This is a genomic window from Methylobrevis pamukkalensis (genome assembly GCF_001720135.1).
Taxonomy (GTDB): domain Bacteria; phylum Pseudomonadota; class Alphaproteobacteria; order Rhizobiales; family Pleomorphomonadaceae; genus Methylobrevis; species Methylobrevis pamukkalensis.
The window spans coordinates 42,822-60,524 of the sequence record NZ_MCRJ01000001.1 but is presented as its reverse complement, the minus strand read 5'-3'; the positions used below and the strand labels follow the sequence as shown (position 1 = coordinate 60,524).

Here is a 17,703-nt window from a genome sequence, read left to right as displayed (position 1 = left end):
TCCTCGTGTTTCGGATTGTATCCTGATCCGATCGACTTTCGATCGGACGACTCGGCACGGCCAGACCCCTCGCCCCGCGGCGTCAGGTGTCCGGCGGCGGCGCGAGCCGGTGGAACCCGCCCATGACCGACTACCAGCGCGCCCTCGATGCCATCGAACGGATCAAGTCCCTCGGCACCGCCGACGAGATCATGGCGGAGTTGCAGGAGGTCGCACGCTCGGTCGGCTTCGACGGCTTCATGATGACCGGCCTGCCCGACCCCGGCGATCGCATCGACGGCTACCTGATGCTGCGGGGCTGGGATCCGCGCTGGACCGAGCACTATCTCGCCCGCGACTTCGTGCAGCATGACCCGGTGGTGGCGCGGATCCGGGCCACCAGCAAGCCCTTCATGTGGGACGAGGCGGTGACCGGCCAGCCGCTGTCCGGCGAGGCGTCGACGGTGATGCACGAGGCGGCCGACTTCGGCCTGCGCGCCGGCTTCTCGGTGCCGATCTATTCCACCAGCGGTTTCCAGGCGGTGATCTCCTTTGCCGGCGGTCCGGTCGACCTGCGCGAGCAGCACAAGGGCCTGCTCCATCTCGTCGGCATCTACGCCCACAACCAGGCCCGCGAATGCCTCGCCCGCGGCGTGCCGATGCGACGGCCGCCCAAGCTCTCGCCGCGCGAGATCGAATGCCTGCGCTGGGCCGCCGACGGCAAGACCTCCTGGGAGATCGCGCAGATCCTGTCGATCTCCAATCACACCGCCGACGGCTATCTCACCTCGGCGACCCGCAAGCTGCGCGCGGTCAACCGGGTACAGGCCGTCGCCGAGGCGTTCCGCCACGGGCTGATCCACTGAGACGGTCACGGACGCGGGGCACATCGGCCTGTGAATTGCGGGCAAAGCCTTTGCGTGTATAAAATATCCGCGGCACGCCCTGATTTAACATCCTCACGGCGCTCCGACCTCTTCCTATCATCGGCCCCTTCACTCCAGGAGGCCTCCGATGATCCACGTCCTTTCCGCCGACAACGCCCATCTCCATCAAGACACGCTCGACGCCTGTTTCCGCCTGCGTCACCGCGTCTTCGTCGAGACCCGCGGCTGGTCCGACCTTGCCCGGCCGGATGGCCGCGAGATCGACCAGTTCGACACCGCCAGCGCCGTCCACTTCGTGTCGACCGACCGGCACGGCTGCATCCTCGCCTATGCGCGCCTCTTGCCCACCACCGGCCCGCATCTTCTGGCCGACGTCTATCCGCAGCTCTGCGCGCGGGCGGAGATCCCGCGCGGGCCGCAGATCGCCGAATGGACCCGCCATCTCGTCAACCCCGACGCGGTGCGCGGCGCGGCCGCCGTGCAGGCCAGCAACGCGCTGATCCTCGGCATCCTCGAATGGTGCCACGCCCGCGGCATCACCCACGCCACCTGCCAGGGCGATCCGCTGTGGATCACCCGCACGCTGCAGCTCGGCTTCGGCGTCGAACCGCTCGGCCTGCCGCTTGAGATCGGCGGCGAGACCGTGATCGCGCTGCTGTTCGAGATCGGCGAGCGGGCAATCCGCCGCACCCGCGCGGTCTGCGCCCGGGGGGTGAGGGCGATGCCGGCTCACGAAGGGCGGCGCCCGGCGGAAAGTCCGGCCGACCTCCCGGTCGTCCTCCCGGACGGGCGTTCCGGCGACCTGCGCGTCTGACGAAAACTGCCCTGTTTGCCGGCCGGCCGGTGCCGGCCGGCGGCCTGCCGCATCGCGGCTGGCGCTTTTCGCACCCGCGAAAACGCGCTACCAATGATCCATCGAGGCGAGCGAGGGAGGCGGGCGTGGCGATCCGAAAGATTCTGGTGGCGAACAGGTCGGAGATCGCGATTCGCGTCTTCCGCGCGGCCAACGAACTGGGCCTGAGGACCGTCGCGGTCTTCGCCGAGGAAGACAAGCTCGCGCTGCACCGCTTCAAGGCCGACGAGGCCTACCAGATCGGCAAGGGCCTCGGGCCCATCGAGGCCTATCTGTCGATCCCCGAGGTGATCCGCGTCGCGCTCGAAAGCGGCGCCGACGCGATCCACCCCGGCTACGGCCTCCTGTCGGAAAGCCCGGAATTCGCCGAGGCCTGCGCCGAGGCCGGCATCACCTTCATCGGCCCCTCGCCGGACACCATGCGCAAGCTCGGCAACAAGGTCGCCGCGCGCAACCTGGCGATCGCCGCCGGCGTGCCGGTGATGCCGGCGACCGACCCGCTGCCCGACGACATGGAGGTGGTGAAGGCCGAGGCCAGGCGCGTCGCTACCCGGTGATGCTCAAGGCCTCCTGGGGCGGCGGCGGACGCGGCATGCGCGTCATCCGCGACGAGGAACAGCTGCTGAAGGACGTGATCACCGCCAAGCGCGAGGCGAAGGCCGCCTTCGGCAAGGACGAGGTCTATCTGGAAAAGCTGGTGGAGCGCGCCCGTCACGTCGAGGTGCAGATCCTCGGCGACAAGCACGGCAACGCGGTCCACCTGTTCGAGCGCGACTGTTCGGTGCAGCGCCGCCACCAGAAGGTCGTCGAGCGCGCCCCCGCGCCCTACCTCGACCAGGCCCAGCGCGACGAGCTCACCGGCTACGGCCTCAAGATCGCCCACGCCACCGACTATTACGGCGCCGGCACGGTCGAGTTCCTGATGGACGCCGACACCGGCGCCTTCTACTTCATCGAGGTCAACCCGCGCATCCAGGTCGAGCACACCGTCACCGAGGAGGTGACCGGCATCGACATCGTCAAGGCGCAGATCCACATCCTCGACGGCGCGGTGATCGGCACCCCGGAATCCGGCGTGCCGAAGCAGGAGGACATCGTCCTCAACGGCAACGCCCTGCAATGCCGCATCACCACCGAGGACCCGGAACAGAACTTCATTCCGGACTACGGCCGCATCACCGCCTATCGCGGCGCCACCGGCTTCGGCATCCGCCTCGACGGCGGCACCGCCTATTCCGGCGCGGTGATCACCCGTTTCTACGATCCGCTGCTGGAGAAGGTGACCGCCTGGGCGCCGACCCCGGAAGAGGCGATCATGCGCATGCACCGCGCCCTGCGCGAGTTCCGCATCCGCGGCGTCGCCACCAACCTTGCCTTCCTCGAAAACATCATCACCAACCCGAAATTCCAGGACAACAGCTACACCACCCGCTTCATCGACGAGACGCCCGAGCTGTTCGATCAGGTGAAGCGCCGCGACCGCGCGACCAAGCTGCTCACCTACATCGCCGACGTCACCGTCAACGGCCATCCGGAAACCCGCAACCGGCCGCAGCCAGCGGCCCATGCCCGCGTGCCGGTCGCGCCGTCCTACAAGGTGCCGATCCAGAAGGGCACGCGCGACCTCCTCAAGGAGCTCGGGCCGAAGAAGTTCGCCGAGTGGATGCGCGCCGAGAAGCGCACCCTGATCACCGACACCACCATGCGCGACGGCCACCAGTCGGCGCTCGCCACCCGCATCCGCACCTTCGACATCGCCGGCGCCGCCGACGCCTATGCCCGCGGCCTGCCGGGCCTGTTCAGCCTCGAATGCTGGGGCGGCGCCACCTTCGACGTGTCGATGCGCTTCCTCACCGAGGATCCGTGGGAGCGGCTGCATCTGATCCGCGACCGGGCGCCGAACATCCTGCTGCAGGCGCTGGTGCGCGGCGCCAACGGCGTCGGCTACATGAGCTATCCCGACGATGCCGTCGCCTTCTTCATCAGGCAGGCGGCCGAGAATGGCGTCGATCTCTTCCGCGTGTTCGACTGCCTCAACTGGGTGGAGAGCATGCGCGTCTCGATCGACGCGATCCTCGAGACCGGCAAGCTGTGCGAAGGCGCGATCTGCTACACCGGCGACATGCTGGACCCGGCCCGGTCGAAATACGACCTGAAGTATTACCTGAATCTGGCCAGGGAACTCGAAGCGGCCGGATGCCACATCCTCTGCATCAAGGACATGGGCGGCCTGATGAAGCCGAACGCGGCCAGGGTGCTGTTCAAGGCGCTGCGCGAGCAGACCGACCTGCCGCTGCATTTCCACACCCACGACACCTCCGGCATCTCGGCGGCAAGCGTTCTGGCGGCGGTGGAAGCCGGCGTCGACGCGATCGACGCGGCGATGGACGCGATCTCCGGCATGACCTCGCAGCCGGCGCTCGGCTCGCTGGTGGCCGCCCTCGAGCGGACCGAGTTCGACACCGGCCTCGACCAGAAGGTGATCCGCGACATCTCGGTCTACTGGGAAACCGTGCGCCAGCAGTATGCGGCCTTCGAGAGCGACCTCAAGGGCCCGGCCTCCGAGGTCTATCTCCACGAGATGCCCGGCGGCCAGTTCACCAATCTCAAGGAACAGGCCCGCTCGCTCGGCCTCGACGCCCGCTGGCACGAGGTGGCCGAGACCTATGCGGACGTCAACCGCATGTTCGGCGACATCATCAAGGTCACGCCGTCGTCGAAGGTCGTCGGCGACATGGCGCTGATGATGGTCTCCTCGGGCCTGACGGTGGCCGACGTCGAGAACCCGGACAAGGACGTCGCCTTCCCCGACAGCGTGGTCATGCTGCTGCGCGGCGAGCTCGGCCAGCCGCCGGGCGGCTGGCCGCCGGCGCTGCAGAAGAAGGTGCTGAAGGGCGAGCCGCCGGTCACGGAGCGGCCGGGCAAGAACCTGCCGCCGGTCGACTTCGAGGCCGTGAAGGCCGAGCTTGCCACCAAGCCCGGCGTCGAGGGCCCGACCGGCACCGAGATCGCCTCCTACCTGATGTATCCGAAGGTCTTCACCGACTACGCGGCGCTCGCCGACGTCTACGGCCCGACCTCGGCGCTGCCGACCCCGGTCTACTTCTACGGCCTGCCGGTCGAGCAGGAGATCCAGGTGGCGATCGAGCAGGGCAAGTCGCTGGTGATCCGCTGCCAGGCGATCGGCCGCACCGACGAGGACGGCATGGTCCGCGTCTTCTTCGAGCTCAACGGCCAGCCGCGCATGGTCAAGGTGCCCGACCGGGCGGCCGCCGCCGCCGGCATCGGCGCCAAGCGCAAGGCCGACCCGACCAACGCCAACCACGTGGCGGCTCCGATGCCCGGCGTCATCTCCACGCTTGCGGTCAAGGCGGGCCAGGCGGTGAAGGCCGGCGACGTGCTGCTGTCGATCGAGGCGATGAAGATGGAAACCTCGATCCACGCCGAGCGCGACGGCACCATCGCCGAGGTCGCGGTCGCCCGCGGCGCGGCGATCGATGCCAAGGACCTTCTGGTCGTCTACGAGGGGTGAGAGCCGCCGCGCCGATGAACAGGCTCGATCGGCCTCATCCTGAGGAAGCCGCGCCAGCGGCTGTCTCGAAGGACGAGGCCGCCCCCGCCCTTCGAGACGGCCCGTTCCGGGCCTCCTCAGGGTGAGGGCGGAGAGAGGTCGGTTCATTCGCGCGCTGGGATGAGATCGGCCTCCGTTGTCGTCGGGTCTGCCCGGCGACAACGGGGGCCGGGCTGTCAGGAGTTGAGCACGGCCACCGAGATGTTCAAGAGCGCCGCGAAGGCGACCCAGGCGAGATAGGGCAGCAGCAGCAGGGCCGCGACACGGTCGAGCCGCCGGAAGACGCGGATCGTCGCGAGGAGCGCCGCGATCAGCAGCGCGATCACCGCCACCCCCGCCCACGGCGCCTGAAGCCCGAAGAAGGCCACCGACCAGCCGGCATTGAGCACGAGCTGGACGAGGAACAGGCCGATGGCGCGGCTGCGCCCGGGCGTCTCCGCCGGCGTGCGCACCACCCGCCACAGCGCGATCGCCATCAGCACGTAGAGCGCCGTCCACGCCGGCCCGAACACCCAGTTCGGCGGCGTGAAGAACGGCTTCTCGAGACCTGCATACCAGCCCGGGATCGCCGGCAGCGTCGCCGCCGATCCGATCGCCCCGGCCAGCGCCACCAGCACGAGACAGCCCGCGAGCATGAGGATGTCACGGTGCGAGAAGACGGGCTGGAATGGCGTCACGATGGGATTTCCTGAGTGGATGGCGTGACGTTCAGATAGGGCGGGGCGGGGCGACTGGTTAGGGGGCGATGGTCGAATGTCCGCGACACGCAGCCGGCGGAGCTCCCCCTCATCCGGCCCTTCGGGCCACCTTCTCCCCCGAGGGGAGAGGGTAACTCGCGGATGGGTTTGGGCCACCCAACAGTTCCCATAGCACGGAGACAGCTCCGCATTACCCTTCTCCCCCACGGGGAGAAGGTGGCCCGCAGGGCCGGATGAGGGGGCCGCGGAGCCCCAAGGGTCCTTGTGCCCCACCCATCCCTCGACCCCACCAGCTCCCCTACCCTCACGCCTCGTCCAGCAGCCGCCGGGCGATCACCTGGGCCTGGATCTCGGCCGCACCCTCGAAGATGTTCAGGATGCGGGCGTCGCAAAGAATCCGGCTGATCTGGTATTCGAGGGCAAAGCCGTTGCCGCCGTGGATCTGCAGGGCGTTGTCCGCCGCCGCCCAGGCGACGCGGGCGCCGAGCAGCTTGGCCATGCCGGCTTCCAGATCGCAGCGCTTGCCCTCGTCCTTCTGCCGCGCCGAATAGTAGGTGAGCTGGCGGGCGATGTGCACCTCCACCGCCATCATCGCCAGCTTGTCGGCGACACGCGGAAATTCCACCAGCGCCTTGCCGAACTGGATGCGCTCCTGCGCATATTTCAGGCCGACGTCGAGCGCCGACTGGGCGACGCCGACCGCGCGCGCCGCCGTCTGGATGCGGGCGCTCTCGAAGGTCTGCATCAGCTGCTTGAAGCCCTGGCCCGGCACGCCGCCGAGCAGGTTTTCCGCCGGCACCGCGAAGCCGTCGAAGGCGATCTCGTATTCCTTCATGCCGCGGTAGCCGAGCACCTCGATCTCGCCGCCGGACATGCCCTGCGCCGGGAACGGATCGGCGTCCGTGCCGCGGGGCTTCGGCGCAAGTAACATGGAGAGGCCCCGGTATCCCGGCTCGTCCGGATTGGTGCGCACCAGCAGCGTCATCAGGTCGGCGCGCACCGGATGGGTGATCCAGGTCTTGTTGCCGGTCACCTTCCAGACGCCCTCCTCCTGCACCGCGCGGGTGCGCAGGGACCCGAGGTCCGAGCCGGTGTTGGGCTCGGTGAAGACGGCGGTCGGCAGCACCTCGCCGGAGGCGATCCTCGGCAGCCACTCGGCCTTCTGCGCGTCGGTGCCGCCGCCGAGAATGAGTTCGGCGGCAATCTCCGAGCGGGTGCCGAGCGAGCCGACGCCGATATAGGCGCGCGACAGCTCCTCGGAGACGACGCACATGGATTCCTTGCCGAGGCCGAGACCGCCGAACTCTTCCGGGATCGTCAGGCCGAACACGCCGAGATCGGCGAGCTTGGCGATCACCTCGAGCGGGATGTAGGCATTCTTCAGGTGCCACTCGTGGGCATGCGGCAGCACCTCTTCCTCGGCAAAGCGGCGCATCTCGGCGCGAAAGGCCTCCATGGTCTCGTCGAGGCCGCTGTCGCCGACGATCTCGCGTCGGTCTTTTGGCGCATGGCGGCGACCAGCGCGGCGCGCGGTTCCGGCGCGCAGCCCTCCGCCATCAGCATCTCCACGTCCGCGGTGCGGGCGGCCGCGATGTCGCGGGCGGGGATGCCGAGATCGGCGAGCCGGACGATCTCGCCCTGGTTCATCGGGATGCCGCCGAACACCTGCGCCAGATACTCGCCGGCGCCGATCAGCACCAGCAGCCGCTCGGTCTCGCCGAAGCGGCCCTCGGCCTCCATCCGCGTCCGGTAGGCGCCAAGCTCGCGCAGGGATTCGCCGTAGGTGGCAAGCCAGGCAAGGCCGTGGGCGGCGCGCTGCTCGCGGTCCATCGCCTTGCCGTCGATCCGGCCGCCGACCGAGACCCGGTCCTTGACGGCGACGGTGGCCGCACGGATCAGGGCGTCGATCGCAACAATTGCGCCGGCAAGGGCGGCAAGGGGATCGGAAGGGGCTTCGATGCGTTCAGCCAGTGTGGTCATGTCGGCGGTCCCGGATTGCGCATGAGGGCTGCGTCGGTGGCAGGAGCAGGCACCGATCGGCCCCGCGTCTCTCCACGTGTCGTTCCGGCACGTTTTCCAATTCGCCGGAATGGTGCAATGCGCGTTTCGTCACGGGGCAAGCCCGAAAAGCCCTTCCTGTCGTACAGACTCGATGAAAATCCTCGTGTTATGGGTCGATGCACGCATGACCGTCCCGGACGAAAGAAGGAGTGCCGCACACATGGACACCCCGGCCCTTTCGACACACGCCGTCTACCTGTTCGTGAAGGGCTTCATCCGCTCCACCTGGCGCGCGGTCAACCGTTTCAACGACACCGACGGCTGGGCGATCGCCAGTCACATGGCGATGACCGCGCTGATGGCGCTGTTTCCGTTCCTGATCTTCCTGACCGCCTTCGCCGGCTTTCTCGACCTCGGCGACCTCGGCCGCAGCAGCGTGTCGCTGCTGTTCGAGGCCTGGCCCACCTCGGTGGCCGGGCCCATCACCCGCGAGATCAACACGGTGCTGACCGTGCCGCGCGGTGACCTGCTCACCATCGGCATCCTGCTGGCGATCTATTTTGCCTCCAACGGCGTCGAGGCGATGCGCCTCGGCCTCACCCGCGCCTATGGCTCGGCCGAACACCGCAACTTCGTCATCCTGCGACTGCAGAGCATCGTCTTCGTGCTGATCGGCACGCTGGCGATCCTGACGCTGGCGCTGCTGGTCGCCGTCGGCCCGGTCGCCTGGACCTTCGTGCAGGAGCGCACCGTCGTCCACGACCTGTCGGGCCTGGCTGAAAGCTCCGGCCTGTCGTCGTGGTCCTTCTACGGGTTCGTGACGTCGAAGCTCGGCGTGTTCGTGCGCTATGTGGTCACGATCGCGGTGCTGGGCGGGGCGCTGATCGTCGCCCACAAGTGGCTGCCGGCGGGGCACCGCAGCCTGCGCGACGTGCTGCCCGGCATCGTCGTCACCCTGCTTGCCTGGATCGTCGGCGCCATCGGCTTTGCGACCTATCTCGGCCGCTTCGCCAATTACGCCTCCACCTACGCCGGCCTCGCCGGCGTGATGACGGCGCTGGTGTTCCTCTACCTGCTGGCGGCGATCTTCCTGTTCGGCGCCTCGCTGAATGCGGCCCGCATCGAGCACCGGCTGACCAAGGCGATGACCGAGCCCGAACCCTCCTGAGCGCTCAGCGCCGCCGTGTTGCCAGCGCGACGGCCACGGCGACCACCACCGTGCCGGCGATCTGGATCAGGCTCAGCGTCTCGCCGAAGACGACGAAGGCGAGCGCCGCCGTCACCGGCGGCACGAGATAGAACAGCGCCGCCACCTTCGACACCGCGCCCTCCCGGATCATCAGCAGGAGCAGCAGCACGGTGACGATGGACAGCACCACCACCAGCCAGCCGAGCGCGATCGCCAGCTGGACGCCGGGCACGAGCCGGAAGCCTTCCAGCGCGGCCAGCGGCGTCAGCAGCAGCGCCGCGCCGACATATTGCAGCACCGTGGAGGTGAGGAGGTCGCCGCCGCTGGCAAAGCGCTTCTGGTAGACCGTGCCGACCGAGATCGCCGCCACCGCGCCGACGGCGAGCGGAACCAGCCACAGGTCGAGCGCGCCGACCACCGTGGGATCGAGCTTCGGCGCCAGCACCATGGCGACGCCGACCAGCCCCAGGCCGAGACCAGCGAGATGCGCCCGCGTCAGCCGCTCGCCGAGCAGTCCGCGCGCGAAGATCGCCGTCAGCATCGGCTGCAGGCCGACGATCAGCCCGGCAAAGCCGGACGGCAGGCCGCGGCTGACAGCGAAGAAGATGCCGCCGAGATAGACCGCGTGGATCAGGATGCCCGCGACCATGGCATGCAGCGCCAGCTGCCGCGACGGCCAGGGCCGGCGCAGGAGCAGCGCGATCCCAGCCAAAAGCGGCACGACGAAGATCATCCGCACCGCGAGCAGCGAGAACGGCCCCGCGACGGGCGCGGCATATTTGGCGGCGAGAAAGCCGGTCGACCACAGGAAGACGAAGGCGAAGGGCGCCACGCGCAGCAACAGCGGATTGACCGGCTGTCCCGCCCTGCCCCCGGTCTCGACCGCCTGCCCCATGACCATGACCCTTCCCGTATGAAGGGCGCAGTCATAGCCGCGTCAGACGGCCTTTGGAATCCCGGACAGGTTGCGGGCTGCCATGCGCATTTCAGGCCTTCCCGCAAAAGCCTGACCGGCAGGTCGGCTTTGCGGGAAGGCAAGCGCCCGAACGGGCGCCGGCCGGTCAGGCCGTAACCTCCATACCTCCTGACCTGTCAGGGGATATGGAGCACAGGACACGCCCTCAGGCGGCGGCGGCGCTCCCCCCGCCGACGATCCGCACCACATCGGCCATGATGTCGGTGAGCTGGAAATCCTTCGGCGTGTAGACGGCGGCGACGCCGATCGCCTTCAGCGCCCGCGCATCCTCCGGCGGGATGATGCCGCCGACCACCACCGGCACGTCGGCAAGGCCGTTCTCGGCCATGCCCTTCATCACCTCGCGCACCAGCGGCAGGTGGCTGCCCGACAGGATCGACAGGCCGACCACGTGGACGCCCTCTTCCAGCGCCGCGTTGACGATCTCGGCCGGCGTCAGGCGGATGCCCTCGTAGACCACCTCCATGCCGCAGTCGCGGGCACGCACGGCGATCTGCTCGGCGCCGTTGGAATGGCCGTCGAGGCCCGGCTTGCCGACGAGAAACTTGATCCGCCGCCCGAGTTTTTCCGAGACCGCGTCCACCGCGGCGCGGACCTTGTCGATCTCGCCGGCCGAGGCGGAGGCCGCCGCGCCGACGCCGGTGGGCGCCCGGTATTCGCCGAACACCTCGCGCAGGCAGCGGCCCCATTCGCCGGTGGTGATCCCGGCTTTTGCCGCCGCGATCGAGGGTTCCATGATGTTGCGGCCTTCCGCCGCGGCGCTCCTCAGGGCGGCCAGCGCCGCCTCGACCGCGCCGGCGTCGCGGCTCTCGCGCCAGGCGCGGATCTTCGCGATCGCCTCGGGCTCCACGTGTTCCGGCACCGTGAGGATGCCGCCGTCGGCACCGGCCGCGAGCGGCGAGGGCTCGGTCTCGGTGAAGCGGTTGACGCCGACCACGATCTGCGCGCCGCCCTCGATGGCGGCAAGGCGGCGGGTGTTGCTCTCCACCAGCGCCCGCTTCATGTAGCCGCTCTCCACCGCGGCGATCGCCCCGCCCATCGCCTCGATCCGGGCGAGCTCGGCGCGCGCCTCGTCCTTCAGCGCCTCGACCTTGGCGGTCATCACGTGGCTGCCGTCGAAGATGTCCTCGTGTTCTAGCAGGTCGGTCTCGAAGGCCATGATCTGCTGCATGCGCAGCGACCACTGCTGGTCCCACGGGCGCGGCAGGCCGAGCGCCTCGTTCCAGGCGGGAAGCTGCACCGCGCGGGCGCGGGCATTCTTCGACAGCACCACCGCCAGCATCTCGATCAGGATGCGGGTGACGTTGTTTTCCGGCTGCGGCTCGGTGAGGCCGAGCGAATTGACCTGCACGCCGTAGCGGAAGCGGCGCATCTTCGGATCGTCGACGCCGTAGCGCGTCTCCAGCAGCTCGTCCCAGAGCTCCGTGAAGGCGCGCATCTTGGCGATCTCGGTCACGAAGCGCAGGCCGGCGTTGACGAAGAAGGAGATGCGGCCGACCGCGGCGGGAAACTCGGCCGCCGGCACCGCGCCCGACGCCTTCATGCCGTCGAGGATGGTCATCGAGGTCGCGAGCGCGAAGGCGAGCTCCTGCACCGGCGTCGCGCCCGCCTCCTGCAGGTGGTAGGAGCAGACGTTCATCGGGTTCCACTTCGGCATCGCCTGGTAGGTCCAGGAGATCATGTCGATCGTCAGCCGGATCGACGGCGCCGGCGGGAACACGTAGGTGCCGCGCGAGAGATATTCCTTGATGATGTCGTTCTGGGTGGTGCCGTTGAGGGCGGCCCGGTCGGCGCCCTGCTCGTCGGCCACCGCGACATAGAGCGCCAGCAGCCAGGCGGCGGTGGCGTTGATCGTCATCGAGGTGTTCATCCGCTCCAGCGGAATGTCGCGGAACAGCGCGCGCATGTCGCCGAGATGGGCGACCGGCACGCCGACCTTGCCCACCTCGCCGCGCGCCAGCGCGTCGTCCGGGTCGTAGCCGGTCTGGGTCGGCAGGTCGAAGGCGACCGACAGGCCGGTCTGGCCCTTGGCAAGGTTGGAGCGATAGAGCTCGTTGGACGCCGCCGCGGTCGAATGACCGGCATAGGTGCGGATGATCCAGGGCTTGTCCTTCGTCGGGCTCATCGGCAGATCCTCGCGCATGCGCCGTCACGCGGGCGTGCTGCACCGCGGGACCCAAGTTCTTCTGCTATAGGCCGGCGCGGGGGCCGGGTAAAAGCCCTTCCATCGGCCAGCAACAATTGGACGCACCCCGCCCGCGACTGCCGCGACTTGGTGCCTGCACAATTGAAAAGCATCCGCACGGAAGCATTTGGTCTTTCGCCGCATGCGACGTGTTGCCCACTACGCAAGCCCGAAGGCCCGTGCGCATGCTGGGAAAACCGACCGCGCCGCAGCAACGACAGCCGCGGCGCGCCGATCCGACCCCAACGAGAGACCAAGCCATGAACGCCGTTGCGAAGCGACAGTCGGGGCCCGAGACCAAGGACCTCTACGACATCGGCGAGATTCCGCCGCTCGGCCACGTGCCGGAGAAGATGTGGGCCTGGTGCATCCGCAAGGACCGCCACGGCCCGCCGGACACCGCCATGCAGCTGGAGGCCGTGCCGACCTGGAGCCTCGAGAGCGACGAGGTGCTGGTGCTCGTGATGGCGGCCGGCGTCAACTACAACGGCGTGTGGGCCTCGCTCGGCCAGCCGATCTCGCCCTTCGACGGCCACCGCCAGCCGTTCCACATCGCCGGCTCCGATGCCTCCGGCATCGTCTGGGCGGTCGGCTCGCGCGTCACCCGCTGGAAGGTCGGCGACGAGGTGGTCGTCCACTGCAACCAGGACGCCGGCGACGACGAGGAGTGCAACGGCGGCGACCCGATGCTCTCGCCCACCCAGCGCATCTGGGGCTACGAGACCAACGACGGCTCGTTTGCCCAGTTCTGCCGGGTGCAGAGCCGGCAGCTGCTGCCGCGGCCCAGGCACCTCACCTGGGAGGAATCGGCCTCCTACATGCTGACGCTCGCCACCGCCTACCGCATGCTGTTCGGCCACCAGCCCCATGCGCTGAAGCCGGGCCAGAACGTGCTCGTCTGGGGCGCCTCCGGCGCCTCGGCGTGTTCGCGGTGCAGATCGCGGCCGCCGCCGGCGCCAACGCCATTGGCGTGATCTCCGACGAGACCAAGCGCGACTACGTGATGAGTCTCGGCGCCAAGGGCGTGATCAACCGCAAGGACTTTTCCTGCTGGGGCCAGCTGCCCAAGGTCGGCTCGCCCGACTACGACACCTGGTTCGCCGAGGCCCGCAAATTCGGCAAGGCGATCTGGGACATCACCGGCAAGGGCGTCAACGTCGACATGGTGTTCGAGCATCCCGGCGAGGCGACCTTCCCGGTCTCCTCCTTCGTGGTGAAGCGCGGCGGCATGGTGGTGTTCTGCGCCGGCACCTCCGGCTTCAACATCACCTTCGACGCGCGCTACGTCTGGATGCACCAGAAACGTATCCAGGGCTCGCATTTCGCCCACCTCAAGCAGGCGTCCGAGGCCAACCGCTTCGTGCTCGACCGCCGGGTCGATCCCTGCATGTCCGAGGTGTTCGGCTGGGAGCAGATCCCGCTCGCGCACATGAAGATGTGGAAGAACCAGCACGCCCCCGGCAACATGGCGGTGCTGGTCAATTCGCCCCGCGCCGGCCTGCGCACGCTGGAAGACGTCATCGAGGCCGGCCGCTGACAAGGCGCCGTCGCCGCAGGGCGGCGACGGCGGTCACCCGAGTGTCCGAGAGCGAGGCGGGCGAGCCCCGAGCGCACAGGATCGCGCAAGGGCGGGGCCTTTCCGCCGTCACTGCCGGGTTTGCCCTGCCAGGACGATGGGAGGGCAGTGCGTTCCTATTCCCCCATGGCGTGACGTCTCACAGAACCATACGCGCAATGGGATCAGCTTCAGGAAACCCGCGTCCTGGACACAGACCCGTCGGCCCCCATCATCAGGATCGCCTCTGCCCTCGTCCGGCGCTATAAGCGGACCGCTGCCCGGCGAGACCGCGGCAGGGCCGACGCCGGCGAGGGCACGGACGGGACATGACGACAGGGACAGGCGACACCGCACGGCTGGACGACCTGGAGGCGAAGGTCGCCTATCAGGATCTTGCGATCGAGGATCTCAACCGCACGATCACGGCGCAATGGGCCGAGATCGACACGCTGAAACGGCTGGTCTCCACCCTGTCGGAGCGCCTGGCCGCAGCCGAACAGGGCGCGCCCGGCGATGGAGCGCCGGAACCGCCGCCGCCGCACTGGTAAGGTCGCCGAAGAGAATTTTCGCGAGGGGGGAACGATCGACCCTCCCGCGCGTCGAGGGAGGCCCCCAGCGACGCTGCCGCCGGCAACGCCCATGCCCCGAGGATCGCCGATGTCCCGCACGCGCACGCCGCATATCGCCAGCCAGATGATGAGCCTCGCCCTCGCGCCCTATGTGGCGGCGATGCGCATGCCGAGCTTCATGGGTGCCGGCACCTCGCCGGCCGCCACCCGCGAAGTGATGCAGGCCATGCAGGAAAAATCCGACGCGGTGATGGAAAGCTCGCGCGCCATCCAGGACGCGATGTGGGGCATGGCCTTCGGCTCTGCCCGGGCCATGGGCGCCGGCACCTTCAATCCGATGCGCTTTGCCGCCGGCCACGAGAAGGCGATCGCCCGCGTCCTGCATCCCGTCTCGCGCCGCGTGCAGGCGAACGCCGTGCGCCTGTCGCGAAAGTCGAAGGGCTGAGATCCGGCCCCGGCTGGACCTTCCGCGGCGCGGCGCCTATCCTCCGGGCATGATCCGCAAGGGAGCCCACCCCAGATGTCCGACCCGTCCCGCTTCGTCCCCTTCGACCTCACCAACATCGTGCCCGAGGACGGCGAGCCGGAGGCGGACCGCGTGGTCAAGGGCGCGCCGCGCTTCCGAACCTGGAACGTCGAGGAATCGGCCGACGGCAAGACCTTTTCCGGCATCTGGGAGGCCACGCCCGGCATCTGGCGCGTCTCCTATGACGAATGGGAGTTCTGCTCGATCCTTGCCGGCATCTCGCTGCTGCACGAGGACGGCGTCGACGCGCCGCACCGGCTGAACGCCGGCGACAGCTTCGTGATCCGCCCCGGCTTCACCGGCCTGTGGGAGGTGGTGGAGACCACCCGCAAGCTCTACGTCATCCGCATGCCGTGAGCCGCAGTTCACGAGGCGCGGGGCCTCAGACGAGGCCGAAGCGGCGGGCGATCCAGAAGCCGGCCAGCGCCGAGAGGCCGCCGAGCACGGTGCCCCAGGCAAGATCGGCCACCACCACCAGCCGGCTCCAGCCGGCGATCACCGCGTAGCTGGTCATCTCGTAGGTGAGATAGGTGAAGAAGCCGTAGAGCGCTCCGTCGCGCAGCGCGTGCAGGGCCACGCCGGAGCGGGCGGCCGGCACCACGGCGAAATACAGAAGGCCGACGACGAACAGCACGTAGAACAGCGCCGCCGCGCCGAGCTTGGGCTCCGGCGAAACGAGGGCGCCGAGTTCGGGGCGATAGAGCCGCGAGGTCATCGTCGACAGCCAGACGAAGTCGAGCGCGAGGAAGACGGCGAGCGTCGAGAGATGCAGGTAGACGAGGCGCATGGGGCGATGACGGTCCGGTCCGGCCAGAGGGTTTTGTCTCAATACGCCGCGGGCGACGCCGCGGATCCCCGGCCGGACGGGAAAATCGCCCGCGTGCTGCTGCTCGGCGGCACCCAGGAGGCCACCGCGCTTGCCGGCCTCCTCGCCGCAACGCCTGAGATCGCCGCCACCATCTCGCTTGCCGGCCGCACCACGCGCCCGCGCCCCTGCCCTTGCCGACCCGGATCGGCGGCTTCGGCGGCGTGGCGGGACTTGCCGAATTCCTCGGGGCCGAGGGCTTCACCCACCTCGTCGATGCCACCCATCCCTTCGCGGCGCAGATCTCGGACAACGCGGCGACGGCGGCGCGCCTCACCGGCCTGCCCTTCGCCGTGCTCACCCGCCCGCCGTGGCAGCAGCGGCCCGGCGACCGCTGGACCGAAGTGCCGGACGCCGCTGCCGCCGCGATGGTTCTGGGCGAATTGCCGCGCCGCGTGCTGCTCACCATCGGCCGGCAGGAGGTCGGCGCTTTTGCCGCCGCGCCCCATCACGACTATCTGGTGCGCAGCATCGATCCGCCGGAGGCGCTGGCCGCCCTGCCCCGGGCAAGGCTGCTGCTGGCGCGCGGCCCGTTCACGGTGGCCGGCGAGACGCGCCTGCTGCGCGAGGCGGCGATCGAGGTGGTGGTGTCCAAGAACAGCGGCGGCCCGGCGACCTACGCCAAGATCGACGCCGCCCGCGACCTCGGCCTCGACGTGATCATGGTCACGCCCCCGCCACGGCCGGAAGCGACCACGCTGCACGATCCGGCTGCGATTCTGGACTGGATCCGCGGGACATAGCGCCGCGCGACAAACGAGTCTTTGCCGGCTCAGAACACCAGCAGGGCGATCACGACCGTGGCCAGCACGATGCCCTCCACCAGCAGCGCCCGGCGATAGAGCGTCAGCGACCGGTCGATGTCGTCCGCCGTCGCCTCGCGCCGGCCGTCGCCCATGTAGGCGTCCTCGGTGTGGACGGTGCCGTAGACCTTCGGCCCGTTGAGCTGCAGCCCCAGCGCCCCGGCAAAGGCGGCCTCCGGCCAGCCGGCGTTGGGCGAGCGGTGATGACGCGCATCGCGCCGCACCGCGCGCACAGCCCCCTGCGCGGACATGCCCGGCAGGGTCAGCGCCGCCAGCACCACGAACAGCGCCGACAGCCGCGAGGCCGGCAGGTTGACGAGATCGTCGAAGCGCGCGGCGGCCCAGCCGAAGGCGCGGTGCCGCTCCGTCCTGTGGCCGATCATGCTGTCGGCGGTGTTGACCGCCTTGTAGGCGATCCCGCCCGGCAGGCCGAGCACGGCCGTCCAGAACAGCGGCGCCACCACCCCGTCGGAATAGTTCTCGCCAAGACTCTCGATCGCGGCCCGGGCCACCCCGGCCTCGTCCAGAAACGCCGGATTGCGCCCGACGATCATGCCCACGGCCGCCCGCCCCGCTTCGAGATCGACGCGAAGCCCGTCCGCCACCGCCTTCACATGCATGTCGAGACTGCGTTGCGCCGGCAGGGTCGCGGCAAGGATCGCCAGCAGCGCAAGGCCGAACGGCCCGGACCCGAGCAGCGCGTGCAGCCCGACGCCGACCGCCGCCGACAGGACCAGCAGGATCAGCAGCGTCACGACACCCCCGGCCCGGCGCGCGCCGTCGGACAGGTCCGCGCGGTTGAGCCGCGTGTCGAGGACCGCGATCAGCGCGCCGATCCACGTCACCGGATGGCCGATTCGTCGATAGACTGCGTCCGGATAGCCGGCGAAGGCCTCGACGACCAGTGCGAGAAGGGCGAGCAGGGCAAGAAGCGCGGGATCGGGCATCACGGGTTCCGGAGACGGACGGCGGCGACCTGCGGGGAGTGCCCGGATTCTGCTCGCCTGTAAATGCGGCACGACGGGCGCCGGACGGCCGATGCG

Annotated in this window: 14 protein-coding genes and 2 pseudogenes; 10 read left to right on the top strand and 6 right to left on the bottom strand. The window is 69.2% G+C overall.

The genetic code is table 11. The annotated features are described in order from the left end of the window. Window positions 1–122 precede the first annotated feature (122 nt). The 4 genes from A6302_RS00270 (at window position 123) to pyc (ending at window position 5,251) form a co-directional block, all read left to right on the top strand. Window positions 123–845 carry an autoinducer binding domain-containing protein gene (locus A6302_RS00270; RefSeq protein WP_069305351.1) on the top strand — a complete coding sequence of 241 codons (723 nt, stop codon included), beginning with the start codon at window positions 123–125 and terminating at the stop codon, window positions 843–845. 148 nt (window positions 846–993) lie between these two features. Next, window positions 994–1,680 (top strand): acyl-homoserine-lactone synthase, encoded by a 687-nt coding sequence (locus A6302_RS00265; RefSeq protein WP_069305350.1) that lies wholly within the window; start codon window positions 994–996, stop codon window positions 1,678–1,680. Window positions 1,681–1,805: 125 nt separating this feature from the next. Beyond that, window positions 1,806–2,276, top strand: coding sequence for a biotin carboxylase N-terminal domain-containing protein (locus A6302_RS25950; protein WP_425349088.1), 471 nt, complete (start codon window positions 1,806–1,808; stop codon window positions 2,274–2,276). Further along, a complete protein-coding gene (pyc, locus tag A6302_RS00260; protein ID WP_425349091.1) occupies window positions 2,276–5,251 on the top strand; it encodes a pyruvate carboxylase in 2,976 nt (991 codons plus the stop codon). Before A6302_RS25950 ends, pyc begins: the two co-directional genes overlap by 1 nt. 215 nt (window positions 5,252–5,466) lie before the next feature. On the opposite strand, the gene A6302_RS00255 is transcribed toward pyc, so the two are convergent. Further along, window positions 5,467–5,967 (bottom strand): TspO/MBR family protein, encoded by a 501-nt coding sequence (locus tag A6302_RS00255; RefSeq protein ID WP_245293833.1) that lies wholly within the window; start codon window positions 5,965–5,967, stop codon window positions 5,467–5,469. Window positions 5,968–6,292: 325 nt separating this feature from the next. Further along, a pseudogene (locus A6302_RS00250) lies at window positions 6,293–7,968 on the bottom strand (acyl-CoA dehydrogenase family protein). A gap of 241 nt (window positions 7,969–8,209) precedes the next feature. On the opposite strand from A6302_RS00250, the gene A6302_RS00245 reads away from it, so the two are divergent. After that, entirely contained in the window at window positions 8,210–9,157 is a 948-nt protein-coding gene (locus tag A6302_RS00245) for a YihY/virulence factor BrkB family protein (protein WP_083255366.1), read from the top strand. A 4-nt stretch (window positions 9,158–9,161) separates the two neighbouring features. Here A6302_RS00245 and A6302_RS00240 read toward each other — a convergent pair whose 3' ends face one another. Both A6302_RS00240 and A6302_RS00235 read right to left on the bottom strand, forming a co-directional pair. After that, window positions 9,162–10,079, bottom strand: a complete 918-nt coding sequence (locus tag A6302_RS00240; RefSeq protein ID WP_245293832.1) for a DMT family transporter — start codon at window positions 10,077–10,079, stop codon at window positions 9,162–9,164. Between the two features lie 220 nt (window positions 10,080–10,299). Further along, complete coding sequence (locus A6302_RS00235; protein WP_245293831.1) at window positions 10,300–12,279, bottom strand: protein meaA; 1,980 nt, start codon at window positions 12,277–12,279, stop codon at window positions 10,300–10,302. Window positions 12,280–12,599: 320 nt separating this feature from the next. Here A6302_RS00235 and ccrA point away from each other — a divergent pair. The 4 genes and pseudogenes from ccrA to A6302_RS00215 all read left to right on the top strand — a co-directional run bounded on the left by ccrA (window position 12,600) and on the right by A6302_RS00215 (window position 15,349). Continuing rightward, window positions 12,600–13,876 (top strand): annotated as a pseudogene (gene ccrA / locus A6302_RS00230) (crotonyl-CoA carboxylase/reductase). 347 nt (window positions 13,877–14,223) lie between these two features. Then, a complete protein-coding gene (locus A6302_RS00225; RefSeq protein ID WP_069305348.1) occupies window positions 14,224–14,445 on the top strand; it encodes a SlyX family protein in 222 nt (73 codons plus the stop codon). 109 nt (window positions 14,446–14,554) lie between these two features. Next, entirely contained in the window at window positions 14,555–14,911 is a 357-nt protein-coding gene (locus A6302_RS00220) for a hypothetical protein (RefSeq protein ID WP_069305347.1), read from the top strand. 75 nt (window positions 14,912–14,986) lie between these two features. After that, on the top strand, window positions 14,987–15,349 hold the full coding sequence (locus A6302_RS00215) for a cupin domain-containing protein (protein ID WP_069305346.1): 363 nt from the start codon (window positions 14,987–14,989) through the stop codon (window positions 15,347–15,349). A gap of 25 nt (window positions 15,350–15,374) precedes the next feature. Here the strand turns inward: A6302_RS00215 and A6302_RS00210 are convergent, their stop codons facing one another. After that, on the bottom strand, window positions 15,375–15,779 hold the full coding sequence (locus A6302_RS00210; RefSeq protein ID WP_069305345.1) for a DUF2177 family protein: 405 nt from the start codon (window positions 15,777–15,779) through the stop codon (window positions 15,375–15,377). A gap of 212 nt (window positions 15,780–15,991) precedes the next feature. Between A6302_RS00210 and A6302_RS00205 the strand changes: the two genes are divergently transcribed. Then, complete coding sequence (locus A6302_RS00205) at window positions 15,992–16,600, top strand: cobalt-precorrin-6A reductase (protein ID WP_342586177.1); 609 nt, start codon at window positions 15,992–15,994, stop codon at window positions 16,598–16,600. A 29-nt stretch (window positions 16,601–16,629) separates the two neighbouring features. Here A6302_RS00205 and cbiB read toward each other — a convergent pair whose 3' ends face one another. After that, the gene (cbiB, locus tag A6302_RS00200) at window positions 16,630–17,607 is read right to left on the bottom strand and encodes an adenosylcobinamide-phosphate synthase CbiB (protein WP_069305344.1); all 978 of its coding nucleotides are present in this window, start codon (window positions 17,605–17,607) and stop codon (window positions 16,630–16,632) included. Window positions 17,608–17,703: the final 96 nt, after the last annotated feature.

Excerpts from the sequence above, each read along its gene's own strand:
- cbiB (WP_069305344.1), bottom strand. The coding sequence starts at position 17,607 with ATGCCCGATCCCGCGCTTCTTGCCCTGCTCGCCCTTCTCGCACTGGTC.
- A6302_RS00210 (WP_069305345.1), bottom strand. The coding sequence starts at position 15,779 with ATGCGCCTCGTCTACCTGCATCTCTCGACGCTCGCCGTCTTCCTCGCG.
- A6302_RS00240 (WP_245293832.1), bottom strand. The coding sequence starts at position 10,079 with ATGGTCATGGGGCAGGCGGTCGAGACCGGGGGCAGGGCGGGACAGCCG.
- pyc (WP_425349091.1), top strand. The coding sequence starts at position 2,276 with ATGCTCAAGGCCTCCTGGGGCGGCGGCGGACGCGGCATGCGCGTCATC.
- A6302_RS00235 (WP_245293831.1), bottom strand. The coding sequence starts at position 12,279 with ATGAGCCCGACGAAGGACAAGCCCTGGATCATCCGCACCTATGCCGGT.
- A6302_RS00270 (WP_069305351.1), top strand. The coding sequence starts at position 123 with ATGACCGACTACCAGCGCGCCCTCGATGCCATCGAACGGATCAAGTCC.
- A6302_RS00265 (WP_069305350.1), top strand. The coding sequence starts at position 994 with ATGATCCACGTCCTTTCCGCCGACAACGCCCATCTCCATCAAGACACG.
- A6302_RS00225 (WP_069305348.1), top strand. The coding sequence starts at position 14,224 with ATGACGACAGGGACAGGCGACACCGCACGGCTGGACGACCTGGAGGCG.
- A6302_RS00220 (WP_069305347.1), top strand. The coding sequence starts at position 14,555 with ATGTCCCGCACGCGCACGCCGCATATCGCCAGCCAGATGATGAGCCTC.
- A6302_RS00215 (WP_069305346.1), top strand. The coding sequence starts at position 14,987 with ATGTCCGACCCGTCCCGCTTCGTCCCCTTCGACCTCACCAACATCGTG.
- A6302_RS00245 (WP_083255366.1), top strand. The coding sequence starts at position 8,210 with ATGGACACCCCGGCCCTTTCGACACACGCCGTCTACCTGTTCGTGAAG.